Here is a 15861-nt window from a genome sequence, read left to right as displayed (position 1 = left end):
CGGACCGGGCCGCGAACCGCCTGGGACAGGGGCCGACATGCACGACGTGATCATCCGCGGAGGGACCGTCGTCGACGGGACGGGTGGCCCGGCCCGGGTCGCCGACGTCGCCGTGACCGACGGGGTCGTGACCCACATCGGCGCCGTCGAGGGCGAGGCGGCTCGCACCATCGACGCCACCGGGCGCATCGTCACCCCGGGCTTCGTCGACATCCACACCCACCTCGACGCCCAGATCTCGTGGGACCCGCTGGGCACGTCGTCGTGCTTCCACGGGGTCACGTCGGTCGTGATCGGCAACTGCGGCGTGACCTTCGCACCGTGCCGGCCCGAAGACCGTCGAGGACTGGCCGAGATGATGGAGTCGGTCGAGGACATCCCCGCCGACGCCATCATGGAGGGCCTCTCGTGGGAGTGGGAGACGTACGGGCAGTACCTGAGCGAGCTCGACCGCCGGCCCAAGGGGCTCAACGTCGGCGGCATGGTCGGCCACAGCGCGCTGCGCCGCTACGTGATGGGTGACCGGGCGCTCGACACCGATCCCACCCCCGACGACCTCGAGGCGATGGTCGAGCTGGTCGACGAGGCGATGGGTGCGGGCGCCCTCGGCCTGTCGTCGAGCCGCACGATCCTCCACACCGGTGCCGACGGCCAGCCCATCCCCGGCACCTTCGCCGGGCTCGACGAGCTGCTCGCGCTCACCGGTGTGCTCGGCCGCCACGGCACGGGCGTGTTCGAGACGGCCGCGATGCTCGGCTCGCAGAACGGCGCCACCCCCGAGAGCACCGTCACCGAGGTGGGGGTGCTGGCGGCCATCAGCCAGGCCACCGGGCGGCCGGTGTCGTTCGGCCTGACCCAGACCATCGCGGGAGCGGGCCTGCACCGCCAGGTGCTCGAGCTGGTCGCCGAGGCCAACCGGGACGGCGCCCAGGTCCACCCGCAGACCACGGTGCGGTCCGTGGGCGTCCTGTTCGGCCTCGCCCACCACACCCCGTACGGCGGCTGCCCCGCCTGGCAGGCGCTCAACGACATGGGCCTCGACGAGCGGCTCGCCTACGTCCGCTCCGAGGCCCGGGCCGAGCTGATCTCCCAGGCCGACGGCCGGGAGGGCGGCATCGACCCGGCGCTCCTGTTCCCCCTCGACACCGTCCCGGCCGACTACTCGCTCGACCCTTCGACCTCGCTCGCCGCGCGCGCCGCGGCGGTCGGCAAGGGCCCCGCCGAGCTGTGGCTCGACCTGCTCGACGCCACCGACGGGGCCTGCCTGCTGGTCTGGCCGTTCCTCAACCAGACGCCGGCCGAGGTCGAGCACCTGCTGGCCGATCCCAACGTGGTGCTGGGCCTCGCCGATGCCGGCGCCCACGTCGGCCAGATCATGGATGCCAGCCAGCCCACCTGGTTCCTCGCCCACTGGGTGCGGGACCGGGCGCTCTACTCGCTCGAGGACGGGATCGCCCGCCTCACGTCGATCCCGGCCGACCTGTTCGCCATGCCCGACCGCGGCGTGCTCGCCGTGGGCCGGCCGGCCGACCTCAACGTGATCGACCTCGAGCGCCTCGGGCTCCCGCTGCCCACGTTCGCCCACGACTTCCCGGGCGGCGCAGGACGTTGGGTCCAGGGCGCCGACGGCTACGACGTCACGATGGTGAACGGCGTGGTGACCGTGGAGCACGGCGTGCACACCGGCGCGCTGCCGGGCGTCACGCTGCGCAGCAACGGGGGCTGATCAGAGCTCGGCGTCGAGCGCCAGGTTGGCGGCCACGATCGGGTCCTGCTCGATCTCGCCGTCCGACGCCTGGTCGATCTGGGCGGCGCCCGCCGGGTCGATCATCACGATCGAGCCCCGCTGGAGCGGACCGCCGTCGTTGCCGCGGCGCAGGTCGGCGGTGCCGTCGGCGATCAGGACGAACGACGACCCGTCGGGCTCGACGACGGCCAGGGCGGTGGCGCCCGGATCGACCGTGAGCCGGCCCTTGGGCAGATCGATGCTCAGCAGCTTGGCCTCGCCGTCGCCGGGAGACGCCCAGCACCAGCCGTCGCGGAGGGCGACGACGGCCCGATCGTCGAGGATCGACGCCGAGGCCAGGCGGGCGCCGCCGAGGCGGACGATCATCCCGGGCACCGCGAGCGTGCCGTCGGCGCCGACCGCCAGCTCGACGCTGGAGGCGGCGACGGGTGCGACCGGGGCCTGGGGCGGCGCCGGCCGGGCCGCGGCCGGGACGGCGGGCGCCACCGGGGCCATGGGCGGCATGGTCCGCGGCGCGACCACGGAGCTGGGTGTGGCGGGCAGGGTGTCGAAGCCGGGGAGCCGGTTCGAGCGGGTGGGCATGGCGGCGGGCGGCAGGGAGGGCGCCGGCAGCGGCGACCGCTCACCACGGTCGAGGGGGGCCGGGACCTCTGGATCGGCGGCCGGGGCGGAGGGGTCGAGCCGCTCGAGCAGGTCATCGTCGGCGGTCGAGGTCATCGGACCGGGGGTCCCGGTGGCGGGCAGCGCCGTGCGCCGGCGCTCCGGCGGGCGATCCCGCCGCACGCGACGGCCGACGGGGCCGGCGACGAGGCTCCCCGAGGGCGGCGCGTCGTCGTTGAGGACGGTGACGTCCGCGGCGGCGGCCAGCTCCGACTCGAGCTGCTGGGCCATCTGCGCATCGACCTCGGCGGGGACGGGACGGTCGAACGGCGAGCCGCCGGCGGCGTCCTGGAGATCCGACGACGCGATGCGCTCCTCGGGGATGTGCTCGAACGACTCCTCGCCGAGGCGGGGCGGCGCCAGCTCGGCAGGGTGCCACATCTCGCTCGGGCGGATCGGGTGCGGTGCGGGCTGCACCCAGATCTGGTGGTCCGTGTCGTACTGGGAGGACAGGGTCGCGGCCGCGTCGGGGTCGACCACCTGCGAGGTCTCGGCCGCGTCGACCGGCGGGGACGGCAGCTCCGCGGTCGGAGCTGGAGGGGGCGGCAGCTCCGCGGTCGGAGGGGGCGGGGGCGGCAGCTCCGCGGTCGGAGGGGGCGGGGGCGGCAGCTCCGCGGTCGGAGCTGGAGGGGGCGGGGGCGGCAGCTCCGCGGTCGGAGCTGGAGGGGGTGGGGGCGGCAACTCTGCGGCGACAGGCGGAGGAGGCGGCAGCTCGGCGGCGGGAGGCGGCGGGAGCTGGGCCGGCGGAGGCGGGAGCTCGGCCTTGGCGCTGGCCTTCGCCGCCGCCTTGGTGGCCGACTTGGACGCCGACTTGGGCGCGGCCTTCGCCACCGGCTTCGTGACCGGCAGGTCGGGCGTGGCGTCGGTCGCGTAGAGCGACGAGATCTCGTGAGGGTCGTCGTACTCGCCGCCGTCGCGCAGGTCGGTCCAGATGTCCTCGGCGCTGCCCACCTGGGTGACGCCGCCCTCGTGCTCCTCGAGCGCGTCCTCGCGGATGCCGTCGAGCTCCTCGAGCCAGCCCGAGCGAGACTTCCGCTGGAACAGCGCGGCGCGCATCGTGGCGGCCGAGATCGAGGTCAAGAACAGTCCAGCGAACACGTGCCACCATCGGCACGACGGCTCGGGTCCTGAGCGTGTTCCGGCTGGAATCAGGACAATCCGAGCGATGACCAGGTCGTTCACCACCGTGCGTGGGATTCCGAACGCGCCCGGCCACCCTGTGCGATGGGTGGCGGGGGCCGGTACCGTCGCACCGTGCCAGAGCTCCCCGAGGTCGAGACCGTGCGCAGGGGTCTGGCGCCGGTGCTGCTCGGCCGCCGCATCCTCGACGCCGACGCCCACCCGTCGGCCAAGTTCCGCAGCGCCACCGAGGCCATCGGGACCACGGTCACCTCGCTCGACCGGCGGGGCAAGTACCTGTTGATCGGCCTCGACGACGGTCGCCGGCTGGTGGTGCACCTCGGGATGACGGGCCAGTTCCGGGTCCAGCGCCCGGGGCAGGAGCCCGACCCCTACGTGCGGGCCTGGTGGCTGCTCGACGACGACCAGACCCTCGAGTTCCGCGACGTGCGCCGGTTCGGGCGCATCGCCGTGGTCGGCGACGACCTCAGCGCCCTCCCCACGCTCGCCGCCCTCGGGCCCGAGCCCTTCGACGACGACTTCACGGCCGAGCACCTCTGGGCGGCGGTGAACCGCAGCACCATCCGCGTGAAGACGCAGCTGCTGGGCCAGCGGGTGGTGGCCGGGGTCGGCAACATCTACGCCGACGAGGCCCTGTGGCGGGCCCGCGTCCACCCCGCCAGCCGCCGCATCACCAAGCCCGCGGCCGGACGGCTCCGCGACGCGATCGTCGACGTGCTCGCCGAGGGCATCGACAACGGTGGCACCACCCTGCGCGACTACCGGACGGTCGAAGGGGGCGAGGGGGCCAACCAGCACCGGCTCGACTGCTACGGCCGGGCGGGGCTCCCCTGCCCGCGCTGCAACGAGCTCCTGCGCCGGTCGGTCGTCGACGGGAGGGGCACCACGCACTGCGCCCGCTGCCAGCGCCGCTAGCCCGGCGGCTGGGATACGGTCGCCGACCATGGCCGACGCTGCTGCACCCACGCCCCTCTCCGACCTCTTCTCCGTCGCAGGGAAGGTGGTGGTGATCACCGGCGGCACCCGCGGCATCGGCCGGATGATCGCCGGCGGGTTCGTGGCCGGGGGCGCCACCGTGATCGTCTCGTCGCGCAAGGCCGACGCCTGCGCCGCCACCGCCGAGGAGCTCTCGGCCTACGGCTCGTGCACCGGGATCGCCGCCGACCTGTCCACCGAGGCGGGGGCCGAAGGCCTGGCCGCGGCGGTCGGCGAGCTGCACGACCACGTCGACGTCCTGGTCAACAACGCCGGCGCCACGTGGGGCGTCCCCCTCGCCGAGCACGACACCGCCAGCTGGAACCGCGTCGTCGACCTCAACGTCCAGGGCGTCTTCCACACCACCAAGTTCTTCCTCCCCCTCCTCCAGGCCAACGCCAGCGCCGACGAGCCGTCCCGGGTCATCAACATCGGTTCGATCGACGGCCTCCGGGCGCCGGTGATGGAGACGTACTCGTACGGCGCCTCCAAGGCCGCGGTGCACCACCTGACCCGCCACCTGGCCAAGCACCTCGCCCCGACGGTCACCGTCAACGCCATCGCCCCCGGCCCGTTCGAGTCGAAGATGATGGCCGCCACCCTCGACGCCTTCGGCGAGCAGATCGCCGCCACCACGCCGATGCGCCGGATCGGGCGTCCCGACGACATGGCCGGGGCCGCCCTGTTCCTGGCGTCCCGGGCCGGCGCGTACCTGACCGGTACGGTCATTCCCGTCGACGGTGGGATCTCCACCACGGCCTGAGGAGGAGCACACCCCATGACCGACGAGGACGAGCCCACCGGGGCCTGGACACCAGCCGACGACACCGGCGCCACCCAGCCGGTGGGCGGGGCCGAGCCCGGCGACAGCCCCGGGCCCCCCGACGACGCCACCCAGATCGTGCCCGGCGTCCCGGCCGATCCCGGGTCCGGCATCGCCGGCGACGCCACGCCCGCGGCCGGCCTCTACGTCCCGCCGCCCGATCCCGGCGCGGGCGGCTACGGCGGCGACGGCGGTCCCGAAGATCCCGCGGGCACGGGCGAACCGCCCAAGGGCGGCGGCAACGGCCCGCTGATCGCGGTCATCGTCCTGCTGGTGCTCATCATCGGCGTCGGCGCCCTGCTGTTCATCACCTCGAACAACAACGACAACAGCGACACCACCACGACGACGTCGTCCACCACCACGTCCTCGTCCACCACGTCGACGACGATCCCTCCCACCACCACGGCCCCGCCGGCCACCACCACCGCTCCGCCCGCCACCACCACGGCGCCGCCCGCCACCACGACCGCGTCGCCGCCCACCACCACGGCCCCGCCCGCCACCACCACGACGGCGGCCCCGCCCGCCCAGACCACCACCACCGCCGCTCCCTAGCGGCAGCACTGAGCACCGAACGCGAACGGAGGGGCCCCCTGGGGCCCCTCCGTCGCGTTCGGGTGTGGTGGTCGGCCCGTGGGGCCGGGCCGGTCAGGCGGTGGCCGACTCCGACAGCTCGGCTTCGCCGAGGGCGAAGGCCTCGTACTCGTCGCTGGTGTCGGTGAGGTCCTCGAACTGGATCACACCCAGCTCCTGGAACTTGGTGCGCAGCCAGCCGTCGCCGGCATCGAGGAGGCCCAGCTTCTTGCAGTTGGGGACGATCTTGGAGAACAGCATCTGCTGGAACAGCTGCCGGCCCTCGTCCTCCATGACGAACTTGATGGCTTCCTTGGTGTCGATGCCCATGCGGGCCATGACCTCTTGCTGCAGCAGGCGGTCCCGCATGCGCACGGCCGCCTCGAACGCGAACTCCTGGCGCTCGCGGATCTCGGGGAGGGTCAGCTCCTCGTAGTACTCCTTGAGGGTGAGCACGCCGAAGGCCACGTGGCGGGCCTCGTCGCTCATGACGTAGCGGAGCAGCTGCTTGAGGAGCGGCTCGGGCGTGGTCATGTGCATGAGCCCGAAGGCCGCCAGCGCGAGGCCCTCCACCATGATCTGCATTCCCAGGTAGGTCATGTCCCAGCGGGAGTCCCCGATGATGTCGTCGAGGAGCAGCCCCAGGTGGACGTTGAGCGGGTAGTGCCCGTCCAGCTTGGTGTCGAGGTACTTGGCGAAGACCTCGACGTGGCGGGCCTCGTCCATCACCTGCGTGGCCGCGTAGTACTTGGCGTCGATCCACGGCACGGTCTCGACGATCTTGGCGGTGCAGATCAGCGCCCCCTGCTCGCCGTGCATGAACTGGCTGAGCATCCAGTTGTTCGACTCGAGCCCGAGCTGGTCGAACTCCTTGTCGGACCACTTCTCGAACGGGGTGCCGGCGGTCTGCGCCTTGCGGGTCTCCTCGGTCTGGCCGAAGGCCTGCCGCTGCATGATGACCATCTCCATCGGGTCGACGTCGATCGACCAATCGAGATCGGTCTCGCCGTTCCACTGGCTGTGCTTGGCCTTCTCGTAGAGCTTGTTCAGCGCCGGGCGCCGGCCCTTCTCGTAGTCCCACGTGAAGATGGCGTCGGCGTTGTCCTTGACGGCGCGGACGTTCTCCTCGCCGTCCTCGGCCGCGATGGCCAAGATGGCCTCGATGTCGTTGACGTCGGCGCGGCCGATGAGCTCTTCGTTGGTCGACATGACCGGACTCCCCTTGATCGAGTGTGCAGGCGCGGCCCACCTATCGGCAGGATCCCCCAGATAACGAACGTTATTGCAGGTGGGCTCCGCCGTCTACAGGCCATCGGTCACACCCGCTCGACCCGGCGACCGGCTCCGTCGGCCGGCTCAGTCGGTGGGGTACGGGTGGGGCGCACCGCCGAAGACGGCTTCGGCGTTGCCGTGCAGGAACTTCTCCCAGACGTGGTCCCGGAACGGGACCTGCGGGAGCTCGGCGTGGATGCGGTCGAGCGTGAGGCCCGCCGCCCAGTAGCCGGCGAAGATGATCTTGTCGGCGCCGCGGGTGTTGGCGAAGTCGATGATGTCCTGCGGGTAGTGCTTCGGGGCGAACGCCGAGGTGGAGTAGTAGAGGTTCGGCCACTTGAGCAGGAGCTTCACCATCAGCTCGGTCCACGGCTCGGCGCCGTGGCGGGTGACGATCTTGAGCTCGGGGAAGAACCAGCAGACCTCGTCGAGCTGCATGGGGTGCTGGGCCATCATCGGGAGCCGCGGCCCCGGCACGCCGGCATAGACGACGATCGGCAGCCCGGCCTCCACGCACTTGGCGTAGATCGGGTACATCTTCTTGTCGTCGAGGGGCACCTGCGGCAGCAGGGCCGTGCCCCAGGTGTGGACCGCCTTGAGCTGGGTGCCCCAGGTCTCGATGGCGCGGTCGATCTGCCGGAGCGCCTCCATGCCGGTGTTCGGGTCGACGTTGAGGATCCCCCAGAACTTGTCGGGATGATCGGTGAGCGCCCGCTTGGCCAGCTCCTTCTCCGTGATGTTGGTGAGGAACCGGGTGATTCCGAAGCGCTCCATCTCGGCCAGCACCAGCTCCAACGGATCGTCGATCTCGTCGTAGGTGGGGATGTCCTTGAACATGTACCCGGCCGGCATCTCCATCGTCTGCGTCTCCTTGTCGAGGGACGCCTTGCGGATGTAGTCGTAGACCTTGGCCTTGGCCTCCCGGACGTCGGGGAACGACAGGAACGTGTCGATCACTCCCCCCGCGCGGGCAGCATCGAAGGCGGCATTGCCGGTCGGTTCAGGCATGCGCCGAACCTACCCGAAACAAGAACGCGTTCTAGTTGAGTCGGTCCCGGACGCGTTCGACCACTGCAGGAGGGAGACGACGGCGGACGCCGATCAGCGTCAGCAACATGCCCAGGTACACGAGCGCGATCAGCACGAACGGGACAGGCACCACCCCAGGGAGGGCGACCAGCGGCACCGCCATCACGGCGGCGAAGACCAGGGCACCCACGGGCGGCGGCAGGAGGAGCCAGCGGAACATCCAGCGGTTCACGCCCCGGATCGGCGGAGCCGGCTCTCCAGCGATCTGACGGCGACGCGCCTCCTCGGCCTTGGCTCGGAGGCGTGGTGGGAGCTCGGTCACCGCGGATCGTCGCTCCAGTCCTCGACGGGATCGGCGAGGGCGCCGATCGGGGCGGTCAGGTCGAGGGAACGGGCGAACGCCATCACGTGCTGGTCGATCGAGCGCAGCGCACCGGGGGTGAGGCCCAACCAGAGGCCGTCGAGCTTGGCCTCGCGGTCCTCCGAGGCCAGGATCTCGAGCGAGTCGCCTCGCCCGCGGGCCCGCCGGGCGCTGCGGACCCCCACGGCCTGGATCTCGTCCCACCGGAACGCCAGCCGGCTCCCGAACACCGGGAGGACCGAGAGGCCGGCGCGGTCGGCGACCACGATCGGCCGCACCGCGAACGACGCCACGAACGCACCGATCACCCCGAACCCGAACGCGAGGTACCGGCTCTCGACGGGCCCGCCCGACACGAGCGAGGCGATCCCGTAGCCGAGCCCGGCGACGGCCAGCACGCACCACAGCGCGACCACCCCGGCCGCGTAGTGCACCACGAGCCGCTCGCCGAGGAGCTTCGGCCGCGGCGACAAGAGACGGGGAGTGATCGGATCCGACACCGACGCGACGCTACAGAACTCGGCTGACGCCACTGCGTCGACTATGTCAGTTCCGCGTCGTCCGGCTCTCCGCTAGAGCCACTCAGAGCCACATGGAGCCCTCGGAGTGAGCGGCTCGGACATCCCCGGGAGGTTCCGGCCTAAAGAACCCGGATGGTCAACCGGACTCGGGCCGAACTGACCCCGAAGGCCTGGTCAGCCCGGGGACCACCTGCACCGCCCCCGATGGCTCGCCGGACTCGCGCAGGGTACGGTTCCAACGTGGCTAGCGGTGGAGCTGAAAGCGCCTCAGGGGTTGGTGCAGGCGTATATGACCTCCGCTATGCAGCGTTCCTCCTCGGGATGGACGAACGTCAGCTCGTTCGCTGGGCCAACCCAACCCTGGGTGGGCTTCCTGCGTTGCTGCCACCCAGCCACAAATGGGCCTACTCGTTCCATGACCTGGTCAGCCTCGCCGTTATTGCCGTCATGAAGCAGCGCCAGGTGTCGACCAGCGCCGTCCGCCAATCGATCATCTACCTTGGAGCGAAGTTTGAAACCGAACGTCCGCTTGCTCACAAGAAAGTCGTCGGTCAGCTGATGACGGCAGGTGACGCGGTACTCCTCGGAGACGGTGAGGAAGCTAGCGCCGGGGGTCAGATGGCAATGCTTGAAACCGTCGAGACTTATCTTCGTCGCATTGAATACGGCAAGGGATCGAGAATGGCTAGTTTGTGGCGCCCCGCCAGGTACGTCACGCTCGACCCGCAAGTCCAAGCCGGCGCACCTTGTATTGCTGGAACGCGCGTACCTACCACCACCGTGTGGGGTCGGATGGAACGTGGTGAATCCGCCGGGGACGTCGCATGGGACCTTGAACTTGAGGTCCGGGCCGTACGAGCCGCCGCGCGCTTCGAGGCGAACCTGCACGACAGCCACGGCCTTGCTCTCGTAGCCTGACAAGCCATGGCGGACAGGAGGGTGAAGCTCCGAGTCGTATTCGACGAGCAGATGAGCGTGCGCGTGGCCCGGGCTCTCGCTGCTCTGGGGAAGCCGGTCACCTTCATCGGCCAGAAGGGTCAGCTCCCGAAGGGATCCCTAGACCCGGAGGTCGCCTCCTTCGCCAAGGTTGAGAAGCGCGCCGTCTTCACCGTCAACTACGACATGGTCCTGGCCGCATGCGATCAGCAAACACGGTTTATATGGTTCGACAAACGCGGTCGAGAGCCACTAATGATCGAACTAGCATCTATCTGCCTATCGCAATGGCCACAGTGGGAGGCTGCGATGGCAGATCCAGGCGTTCATTGCCTGAAGGTCGGCCGGAAGTCACTTGAGGCGCTCAGCCTCCCAGAGGCTCGCCGTCGGGCGACTCGGCGATATTCCCAAATGCTGCGTGCGAACAAGGCAGGCGTGGTGCGCAAGGCAAACCGGAATCAGGGAACATTGATTTTTCCTGATGACGAGGACTAGAGCAATTTGCAAGAACTCATCTGCCACTGTTTGCCGTGGCGCCTGGAATCTATGAGACGAAGGTCACCGGACCCGTGCAACGAAGATCAGCTCCTTCGCTCGACGATCGTCGCGTGCGAGTGGTGACGTCCAGTCGCCAAGGCGAACCGGCTCAAGCCGCAAGACATCAAACCCGGCAGCGACCAGCGTTTCATACAGCTCCGTGATGCCAAACCTCCGGTCACGAACGATCAGCTCGCAAGGCAGGCGGCCGGGAACACGCTCAAATTGCTCCTTACGAAAGTAGACACCATCGAAATAGACAAGCTGGTTTACATCAAATACCGAGCCCGTCTGTTCCATGGACTTCGACGGGGGTAGCCGTTCAAGTGTGCGAACCAACTCCCCGCGGGTAGTTGGGCGGCGGTCGATTGAAAGATGACCGAGAGTGACATCCGTGTTCATTGCACTACCGACGAGAACGCCTCCGGGGCGGAGGCATGCCCTGATCGACGACAGCAGCCGCTCATCGTCGTTCCGGTCAGCTGACGAGCCAAGGACATCATAAAGGCACAGCGCGGCATCAAACCCGTCTTCGGGAATTCCCTGCCGCGCATCAAGTACCGCAAACCGGGCAGACCCAGATGCCACGTCGTTGGCTCGTTCGACCAACCGTGGGGCAATGTCGATTCCGAGAACGTCAATCCCATACTCAGCGAGGATGTTCGCATGTCGTCCGTCGCCGCACCCGACATCCACCACCCGTTGGGCATCGGGCCCAATCTGCTCTCTCACCCAGTCGACCTCAGTGCCGGTGTGGTTCCGCCAGGCGTGGTCGCCGTCGAGAGTCATCCCTTCGTAGGCGCGAATCCAGCTTCGATCAGACCCGTTCAGAAGCACCGCCAATTGGTCCTCAGTCAGATCCTGGGCTTCCTGCTCGCTGAAGGTGCAAGCCAGCCACTCCTCGCCCTCACCTATCTCACCGAGTGCCCAGGGGCGGTCAGCGCGCCGCGCACGGTCTCGCATATTTCCAACCTCGCTATGGTCGATTGTGAATCCAGTGTCCACCTTGGGGGCCGGCCGCTCAGGGCCGGCCACCAAAATCTCCGGTATGTAGCTCACACTCTTGTGGAGAGCGGGGAGTAGCTCGTCTGCATGCTTGCGGATCGTTGCCGCCCGGCATGGACGTCTGGTGGCCGTCTCTAGAGCACGAACGGCGAAGGGGTTCGCCGTAGCAAGGCCCCACGCGTGGCAGTCTGAGAAATGCCAGACGCCGTACAGAAGTGAAGTCCCGACCTTCTGGTTCTGATAGCTCCCGTGGACCACCAACTGTGAAACCCACTGCACCAATCCCCGCTTAGGGAGGTCGAACTGGACGGCCGCGCAGTAGCCCACCAGGGTGCCATTGAAGCGCGCGGACGCAAACCAGGCGTTCGGGTCGTCAAGTGCCCTGGTTAGCCGGGCTACCGACATTGTCACGCGCTCACCAGCCCGGGGGTCTGACGCCGCCCAAACGCCGTAGTGCGCCGAATATAGATCAGCAGCCTCCGTCAATAGCTCCCGGTCGTGGCACACATCTACGCCCGGAATCCAATCCCACTCGAACGCCCAGAGGCGATCATCGCTGGGCGAGGATGCATCCGAACGAGGTGCTGGAGCAATCGCCACTATGCCCTAGAGGCCGTCGAAGGTCTGGTCGAGGATCTGGGTCTGCTCCTGGACGTGGATGGCGTGGCTGCCCGTGGCCGGGCTGCCCGACCCGGTGCGGCTGACCTGGCGGTACTTCACGCCTTCGCCGACGAGGGGCCAGAGCCGCTCGTTGACGAACGCCCGCGGGCCCATGTTGTCGGGCTCCTCCTGGAGGAAGACCACCTCGGAGGCGTTGGGGTACCGGGTGAGCAGCTCGGTCACCTGCTGGTACGGGAACGGGTACAGCTGCTCGATGCGGATGATGGCGGCGGGGTGGTTGCGCTCGTCGCGGCGGGCGATGGCGTCGTAGGCCACCTTGCCCGAGCAGAACACGAGGCGCTGGACGGCGTTCGGATCGGCCACCCCGGGATCGTCGAGCAGCTCCTGGAACGAGCCGGTGGTGAGCTCGGAGATGGGCGACCGAGCGGTCTTGGCCCGCAGCAGCGACTTCGGCGTCATGACCACCAGGGGCTTGCGCACCTCGCGGTTCATCTGGCGCCGGAGCAGGTGGAAGTACTGGGCCGACGTGGTGGCGTTGGCGACCTGGATGTTGTCCTCGGCGCACAGCGTGAGGAAGCGCTCGACCCGGCCCGACGAGTGCTCCGGGCCCTGGCCCTCGAGGCCGTGCGGGAGCAGCAGGACCAGGCCCGAGGTCTGGCCCCACTTGTCCTCCGCGGCCACGAGGTACTGGTCGATGACGATCATGGCGCCGTTGACGAAGTCGCCGAACTGCGCCTCCCACACGACGAGGGCGTCCTTGTGCACGACGGAGTAGCCGTACTCGAAGCCCATGGTGGCGTACTCGCTGAGGAGCGAGTCGTAGATCCAGAACTTGGCCTGATCGGGGCTGAGGTTGGCGAGCGGGGCGTACTCGGCGCCGGTCGTGTAGTCGGACAGCACGGCGTGGCGCTGCGAGAACGTGCCGCGGCGGGTGTCCTGGCCGGAGAACCGGATCGGGTAGCCCTCGAGCACGAGCGAACCCATGGCCAGCGCCTCGGCGGTGGCCCAGTCGACCTCGCCCGACTCCACCATCTTGGTGCGGGTGTCGAACTGCTTGGCCAGCTTGGGGTGGACCTGGAAGCCCTCGGGCACGGTGGACAGGCCGGCGTAGATCCGAGCGAGCGTCTCGCCGGGCACGCCGGTCGCGGCGTGGGGCAGCACGCCCACGGCCGGCGGGACCGGCAGGGCGATGACCTCGTCGTCGGGCTTGTCGGCCCGCGTCTCGGTGAGCGCGGTCTGGAGGCGGGCGCTGAAGTCCTCGAGGGCCTTCTCGGCGTCGTCGATGGAGATGTCGCCCCGCTTGACGAGGGCCTCGGTGTAGAGCTTGCGGACCGAGCGGCGGGCGTCGATGCGCTTGTACATCAGGGGCTGGGTGTAGCTCGGGTCGTCGCCCTCGTTGTGGCCGTGGCGCCGGTAGCAGACCATGTCGATCACGACGTCCTTGTGGAACGCCTGGCGGAACTCGAAGGCCAGCCGCGCCACGCGGACGCAGGCCTCGGGGTCGTCGCCGTTCACGTGGAAGATCGGCGCCTCGATCATCTTGGCGACGTCGGTGCAGTACTCCGACGAGCGGGCCGACTCCGGCGCGGTGGTGAAGCCGAGCTGGTTGTTGATGATCAGGTGGACGGTGCCGCCCACCCGGTAGCCCTTGATGGTGGAGCAGTTGAGGGTCTCGGCCACGACGCCCTGGCCGGCGAACGCGGCATCGCCGTGCAGCAGCACCGGGAGCACCGAGAAGGCCTCGGGGTCGTTGATGACGTCCTGCTTCGCGCGGACCATGCCCTCGACCACCGGGTCGACGGTCTCGAGGTGGCTGGGGTTGGCGGCCAGCTCGATGGGGATGGTGGGGCCGTTGCGGCTGGTGAAGGTGCCGGTCTGGCCGAGGTGGTACTTCACGTCGCCCGAGCCCTGGGTGGAGTCGGGGTCGATGTAGCCCTCGAACTCCTTGAAGAGCTGGTCGTAGCGCTTGCCCACGATGTTGGTCAGCACGTTGAGGCGGCCGCGGTGCGACATGCCCAGCACGGCGCTGTCGAGGCCCTCCTCGGCGGCGGCGGTGAGCACGGCGTCGATGATCGGGATGGCGGACTCGGCGCCCTCGATGCCGAACCGCTTCTGGCCGACGTACTTGGTGGCCAGGAACTTCTCGAACGCCTCGGCGGCGTTGAGGCGGCCGAGGATGTGGCGCTGCTCGTCGGCGTCGATCCGGTCGTTGACCCCTTCGACGTGCGCTTGGATCCAGGCCTTCTGCTCGGGCTCGGAGATGTGCATGTACTCGATGCCGATGGTGCGGCAGTAGGCATCGCGCAGGACGTGCAGCAGGTCGCCCAGCTTCATGCGGGTGGTGCCGGCGACGCCGCCGGTGAGGAACTCGCGCTCGAGGTCCCAGATGGTGAGGCCGTAGGTGGCGGGGTCGAGCTCGCTGTGCATCACGGGCTCCTTCCACGCCAGCGGATCGAGGTCCGCGATGAGGTGGCCGCGCACCCGGTGCTGGTTGATGAGCGTCTGGACGTTCATCTGCTTCTCGAGGCGAGCCTGCTCCTTGTCGAGCGGGTTGGCATCGACTCGCCACTCGACGGCCTCGTAGGGCACGCCGAGCGACCGGAAGATCTGGTCGTAGAAGCCGTCGGCCCCCATGAGCAGCTCTTGGATGCGCTTCAGGAACAACCCGGACTCGGCGCCCTGGATGATGCGGTGGTCGTAGGTGGACGTGACCGTCATGACCTTCGACAGGCCCATCTCGGCGAGGGCCTCGGGATCGGACCCACCGAACGCGGCCGGGTAGTCGAGCCGGCCGACGCCGACGATGACGCCCTGCCCGGGCATCAGGCGCGGCACGGACTGGACCGTGCCGATCGTGCCGGGGTTGGTGAGGGTGATGGTGGCGCCGGCGAAGTCGTCGGGGGTGAGCTTGTTGGAGCGGACCTTGCGGATGACGTCCTCGTAGGCACCGAGGAAGCCGCGGAAGTCGAGCGTGTCGGCGTCGCGGATGACCGGGACCAGCAGCGTGCGTCCATCGCGCTTCTCGACGTCGACCGCCAGGCCGAGGCCGACCGTGGGGTGGCGCACGATGCGGGGCTTGCCGTCGGGGCCCTCGAGGTACGAGGCGTTCATCTGCGGCACGTTGTCGGCGACGGCGCGCACGATGGCGAAGCCGATGATGTGGGTGAAGCTGACCTTGCCGCCGCGGGTGCGGCCCAGGTAGCCGTTGATGATCCGGCGGTTGACCTCGAGCAGCTTGGCCGGGACCTCACGGAACGACGTGGCCGTGGGGACCCCGAGGCTGGCCTCCATGTTCTGCACGATGCGGGCCGAGGCGCCGCGCAGCGGTTCGCCGGGGACCTCCTCGGTGCCGTCGGGGGCGATGCCGGTGGACTTGGGCGCGGCGGGCGCGGGGGTGGCCGCCGCCACCGGGGCCGGCGCGCCGGCCTTCACGACCGGCAGCTGGCCCGTCTCGGCGGTGCGTCCCGTAGCCGGGAGCGACTTGTCGAGCGTGCTCGCCGTCACGTCCGAATCCCGCTGGTAGTCGGCGAAGAAGTCGCGCCAGCTCTCGCTCACCGCCCCCGGGTTCTGGAGGTACTGCTCGTACATCTCATCGACGAGCCATGCGTTCGGCCCGAGTGCGTCGTTGCTGTGGTTCTCACCCATCGGAGTCGATCCT

13 protein-coding genes and 1 pseudogene are annotated in these 15861 nt (G+C 69.4%); 6 read left to right on the top strand and 8 right to left on the bottom strand.

The genetic code is table 11. The features are described 5' to 3' along the window. The first annotated feature begins 37 nt into the window (after positions 1-37). The gene (locus tag ACPPVX_RS19580; RefSeq protein WP_426572262.1) at positions 38-1726 is read left to right on the top strand and encodes an N-acyl-D-amino-acid deacylase family protein; all 1689 of its coding nucleotides are present in this window, start codon (positions 38-40) and stop codon (positions 1724-1726) included. On the opposite strand, the gene ACPPVX_RS19575 is transcribed toward ACPPVX_RS19580, so the two are convergent. Further along, positions 1727-3505, bottom strand: coding sequence for a hypothetical protein (locus tag ACPPVX_RS19575; protein WP_426572261.1), 1779 nt, complete (start codon positions 3503-3505; stop codon positions 1727-1729). It abuts the gene before it with no gap. A 156-nt stretch (positions 3506-3661) separates the two neighbouring features. Between ACPPVX_RS19575 and mutM the strand changes: the two genes are divergently transcribed. From mutM to ACPPVX_RS19560, 3 genes are read left to right on the top strand one after another with little or no spacing between them, the layout of a single operon-like run. Next, positions 3662-4462, top strand: coding sequence for a bifunctional DNA-formamidopyrimidine glycosylase/DNA-(apurinic or apyrimidinic site) lyase (gene mutM, locus ACPPVX_RS19570; RefSeq protein ID WP_426572260.1), 801 nt, complete (start codon positions 3662-3664; stop codon positions 4460-4462). A gap of 28 nt (positions 4463-4490) precedes the next feature. Next, positions 4491-5285, top strand: coding sequence for an SDR family oxidoreductase (locus ACPPVX_RS19565; protein ID WP_426572259.1), 795 nt, complete (start codon positions 4491-4493; stop codon positions 5283-5285). 15 nt (positions 5286-5300) lie between these two features. Beyond that, the gene (locus ACPPVX_RS19560) at positions 5301-5903 is read left to right on the top strand and encodes a hypothetical protein (protein WP_426572258.1); all 603 of its coding nucleotides are present in this window, start codon (positions 5301-5303) and stop codon (positions 5901-5903) included. 93 nt (positions 5904-5996) lie between these two features. Here the strand turns inward: ACPPVX_RS19560 and ACPPVX_RS19555 are convergent, their stop codons facing one another. The 4 genes from ACPPVX_RS19555 to ACPPVX_RS19540 form a co-directional block, all read right to left on the bottom strand. Continuing rightward, positions 5997-7130, bottom strand: a complete 1134-nt coding sequence (locus ACPPVX_RS19555) for a ferritin-like domain-containing protein (RefSeq protein ID WP_426572257.1) — start codon at positions 7128-7130, stop codon at positions 5997-5999. A gap of 147 nt (positions 7131-7277) precedes the next feature. Further along, on the bottom strand, positions 7278-8201 hold the full coding sequence (locus tag ACPPVX_RS19550; protein ID WP_426572256.1) for an amidohydrolase family protein: 924 nt from the start codon (positions 8199-8201) through the stop codon (positions 7278-7280). Positions 8202-8232: 31 nt separating this feature from the next. Next, the gene (locus ACPPVX_RS19545; RefSeq protein WP_426572255.1) at positions 8233-8544 is read right to left on the bottom strand and encodes a hypothetical protein; all 312 of its coding nucleotides are present in this window, start codon (positions 8542-8544) and stop codon (positions 8233-8235) included. Continuing rightward, positions 8541-9083: a hypothetical protein gene (locus ACPPVX_RS19540; protein ID WP_426572254.1), complete on the bottom strand. Its 543-nt coding sequence runs from the start codon at positions 9081-9083 to the stop codon at positions 8541-8543. Before ACPPVX_RS19540 ends, ACPPVX_RS19545 begins: the two co-directional genes overlap by 4 nt. Positions 9084-9425: 342 nt before the next feature. Here ACPPVX_RS19540 and ACPPVX_RS19535 point away from each other — a divergent pair, with 342 nt between their 5' ends. Beyond that, on the top strand, positions 9426-10022 hold the full coding sequence (locus ACPPVX_RS19535; RefSeq protein ID WP_426572253.1) for a DUF433 domain-containing protein: 597 nt from the start codon (positions 9426-9428) through the stop codon (positions 10020-10022). Between the two features lie 6 nt (positions 10023-10028). Next, entirely contained in the window at positions 10029-10535 is a 507-nt protein-coding gene (locus tag ACPPVX_RS19530) for a DUF5615 family PIN-like protein (RefSeq protein WP_426572252.1), read from the top strand. A gap of 63 nt (positions 10536-10598) precedes the next feature. On the opposite strand, the gene ACPPVX_RS19525 is transcribed toward ACPPVX_RS19530, so the two are convergent. The 3 genes and pseudogenes from ACPPVX_RS19525 to ACPPVX_RS19515 form a co-directional block, all read right to left on the bottom strand. Further along, on the bottom strand, positions 10599-11540 hold the full coding sequence (locus ACPPVX_RS19525) for a class I SAM-dependent methyltransferase (RefSeq protein WP_426575058.1): 942 nt from the start codon (positions 11538-11540) through the stop codon (positions 10599-10601). 258 nt (positions 11541-11798) lie between these two features. Further along, positions 11799-11987: pseudogene (locus ACPPVX_RS19520) on the bottom strand (GNAT family N-acetyltransferase); the annotation flags it as partial. 201 nt (positions 11988-12188) lie between these two features. Next, complete coding sequence (locus ACPPVX_RS19515; RefSeq protein WP_426572251.1) at positions 12189-15848, bottom strand: multifunctional oxoglutarate decarboxylase/oxoglutarate dehydrogenase thiamine pyrophosphate-binding subunit/dihydrolipoyllysine-residue succinyltransferase subunit; 3660 nt, start codon at positions 15846-15848, stop codon at positions 12189-12191. Positions 15849-15861: the final 13 nt, after the last annotated feature.

It is taken from the genome of Aquihabitans sp. McL0605 (assembly GCF_049993875.1).
GTDB lineage: Bacteria > Actinomycetota > Acidimicrobiia > Acidimicrobiales > Iamiaceae > Aquihabitans.
Note: the sequence above shows the minus strand (reverse complement) of the source record. Positions and strands in the feature narration are given on the sequence as shown.

Coding starts and splice junctions, on each gene's coding strand:
- ACPPVX_RS19580 (WP_426572262.1), top strand. CDS start 38: ATGCACGACGTGATCATCCGCGGAGGGACCGTCGTCGACGGGACGGGT.
- ACPPVX_RS19565 (WP_426572259.1), top strand. CDS start 4,491: ATGGCCGACGCTGCTGCACCCACGCCCCTCTCCGACCTCTTCTCCGTC.
- ACPPVX_RS19560 (WP_426572258.1), top strand. CDS start 5,301: ATGACCGACGAGGACGAGCCCACCGGGGCCTGGACACCAGCCGACGAC.
- ACPPVX_RS19555 (WP_426572257.1), bottom strand. CDS start 7,130: ATGTCGACCAACGAAGAGCTCATCGGCCGCGCCGACGTCAACGACATC.
- ACPPVX_RS19550 (WP_426572256.1), bottom strand. CDS start 8,201: ATGCCTGAACCGACCGGCAATGCCGCCTTCGATGCTGCCCGCGCGGGG.
- ACPPVX_RS19535 (WP_426572253.1), top strand. CDS start 9,426: ATGGACGAACGTCAGCTCGTTCGCTGGGCCAACCCAACCCTGGGTGGG.
- ACPPVX_RS19530 (WP_426572252.1), top strand. CDS start 10,029: ATGGCGGACAGGAGGGTGAAGCTCCGAGTCGTATTCGACGAGCAGATG.
- ACPPVX_RS19525 (WP_426575058.1), bottom strand. CDS start 11,540: ATGCGAGACCGTGCGCGGCGCGCTGACCGCCCCTGGGCACTCGGTGAG.
- ACPPVX_RS19515 (WP_426572251.1), bottom strand. CDS start 15,848: ATGGGTGAGAACCACAGCAACGACGCACTCGGGCCGAACGCATGGCTC.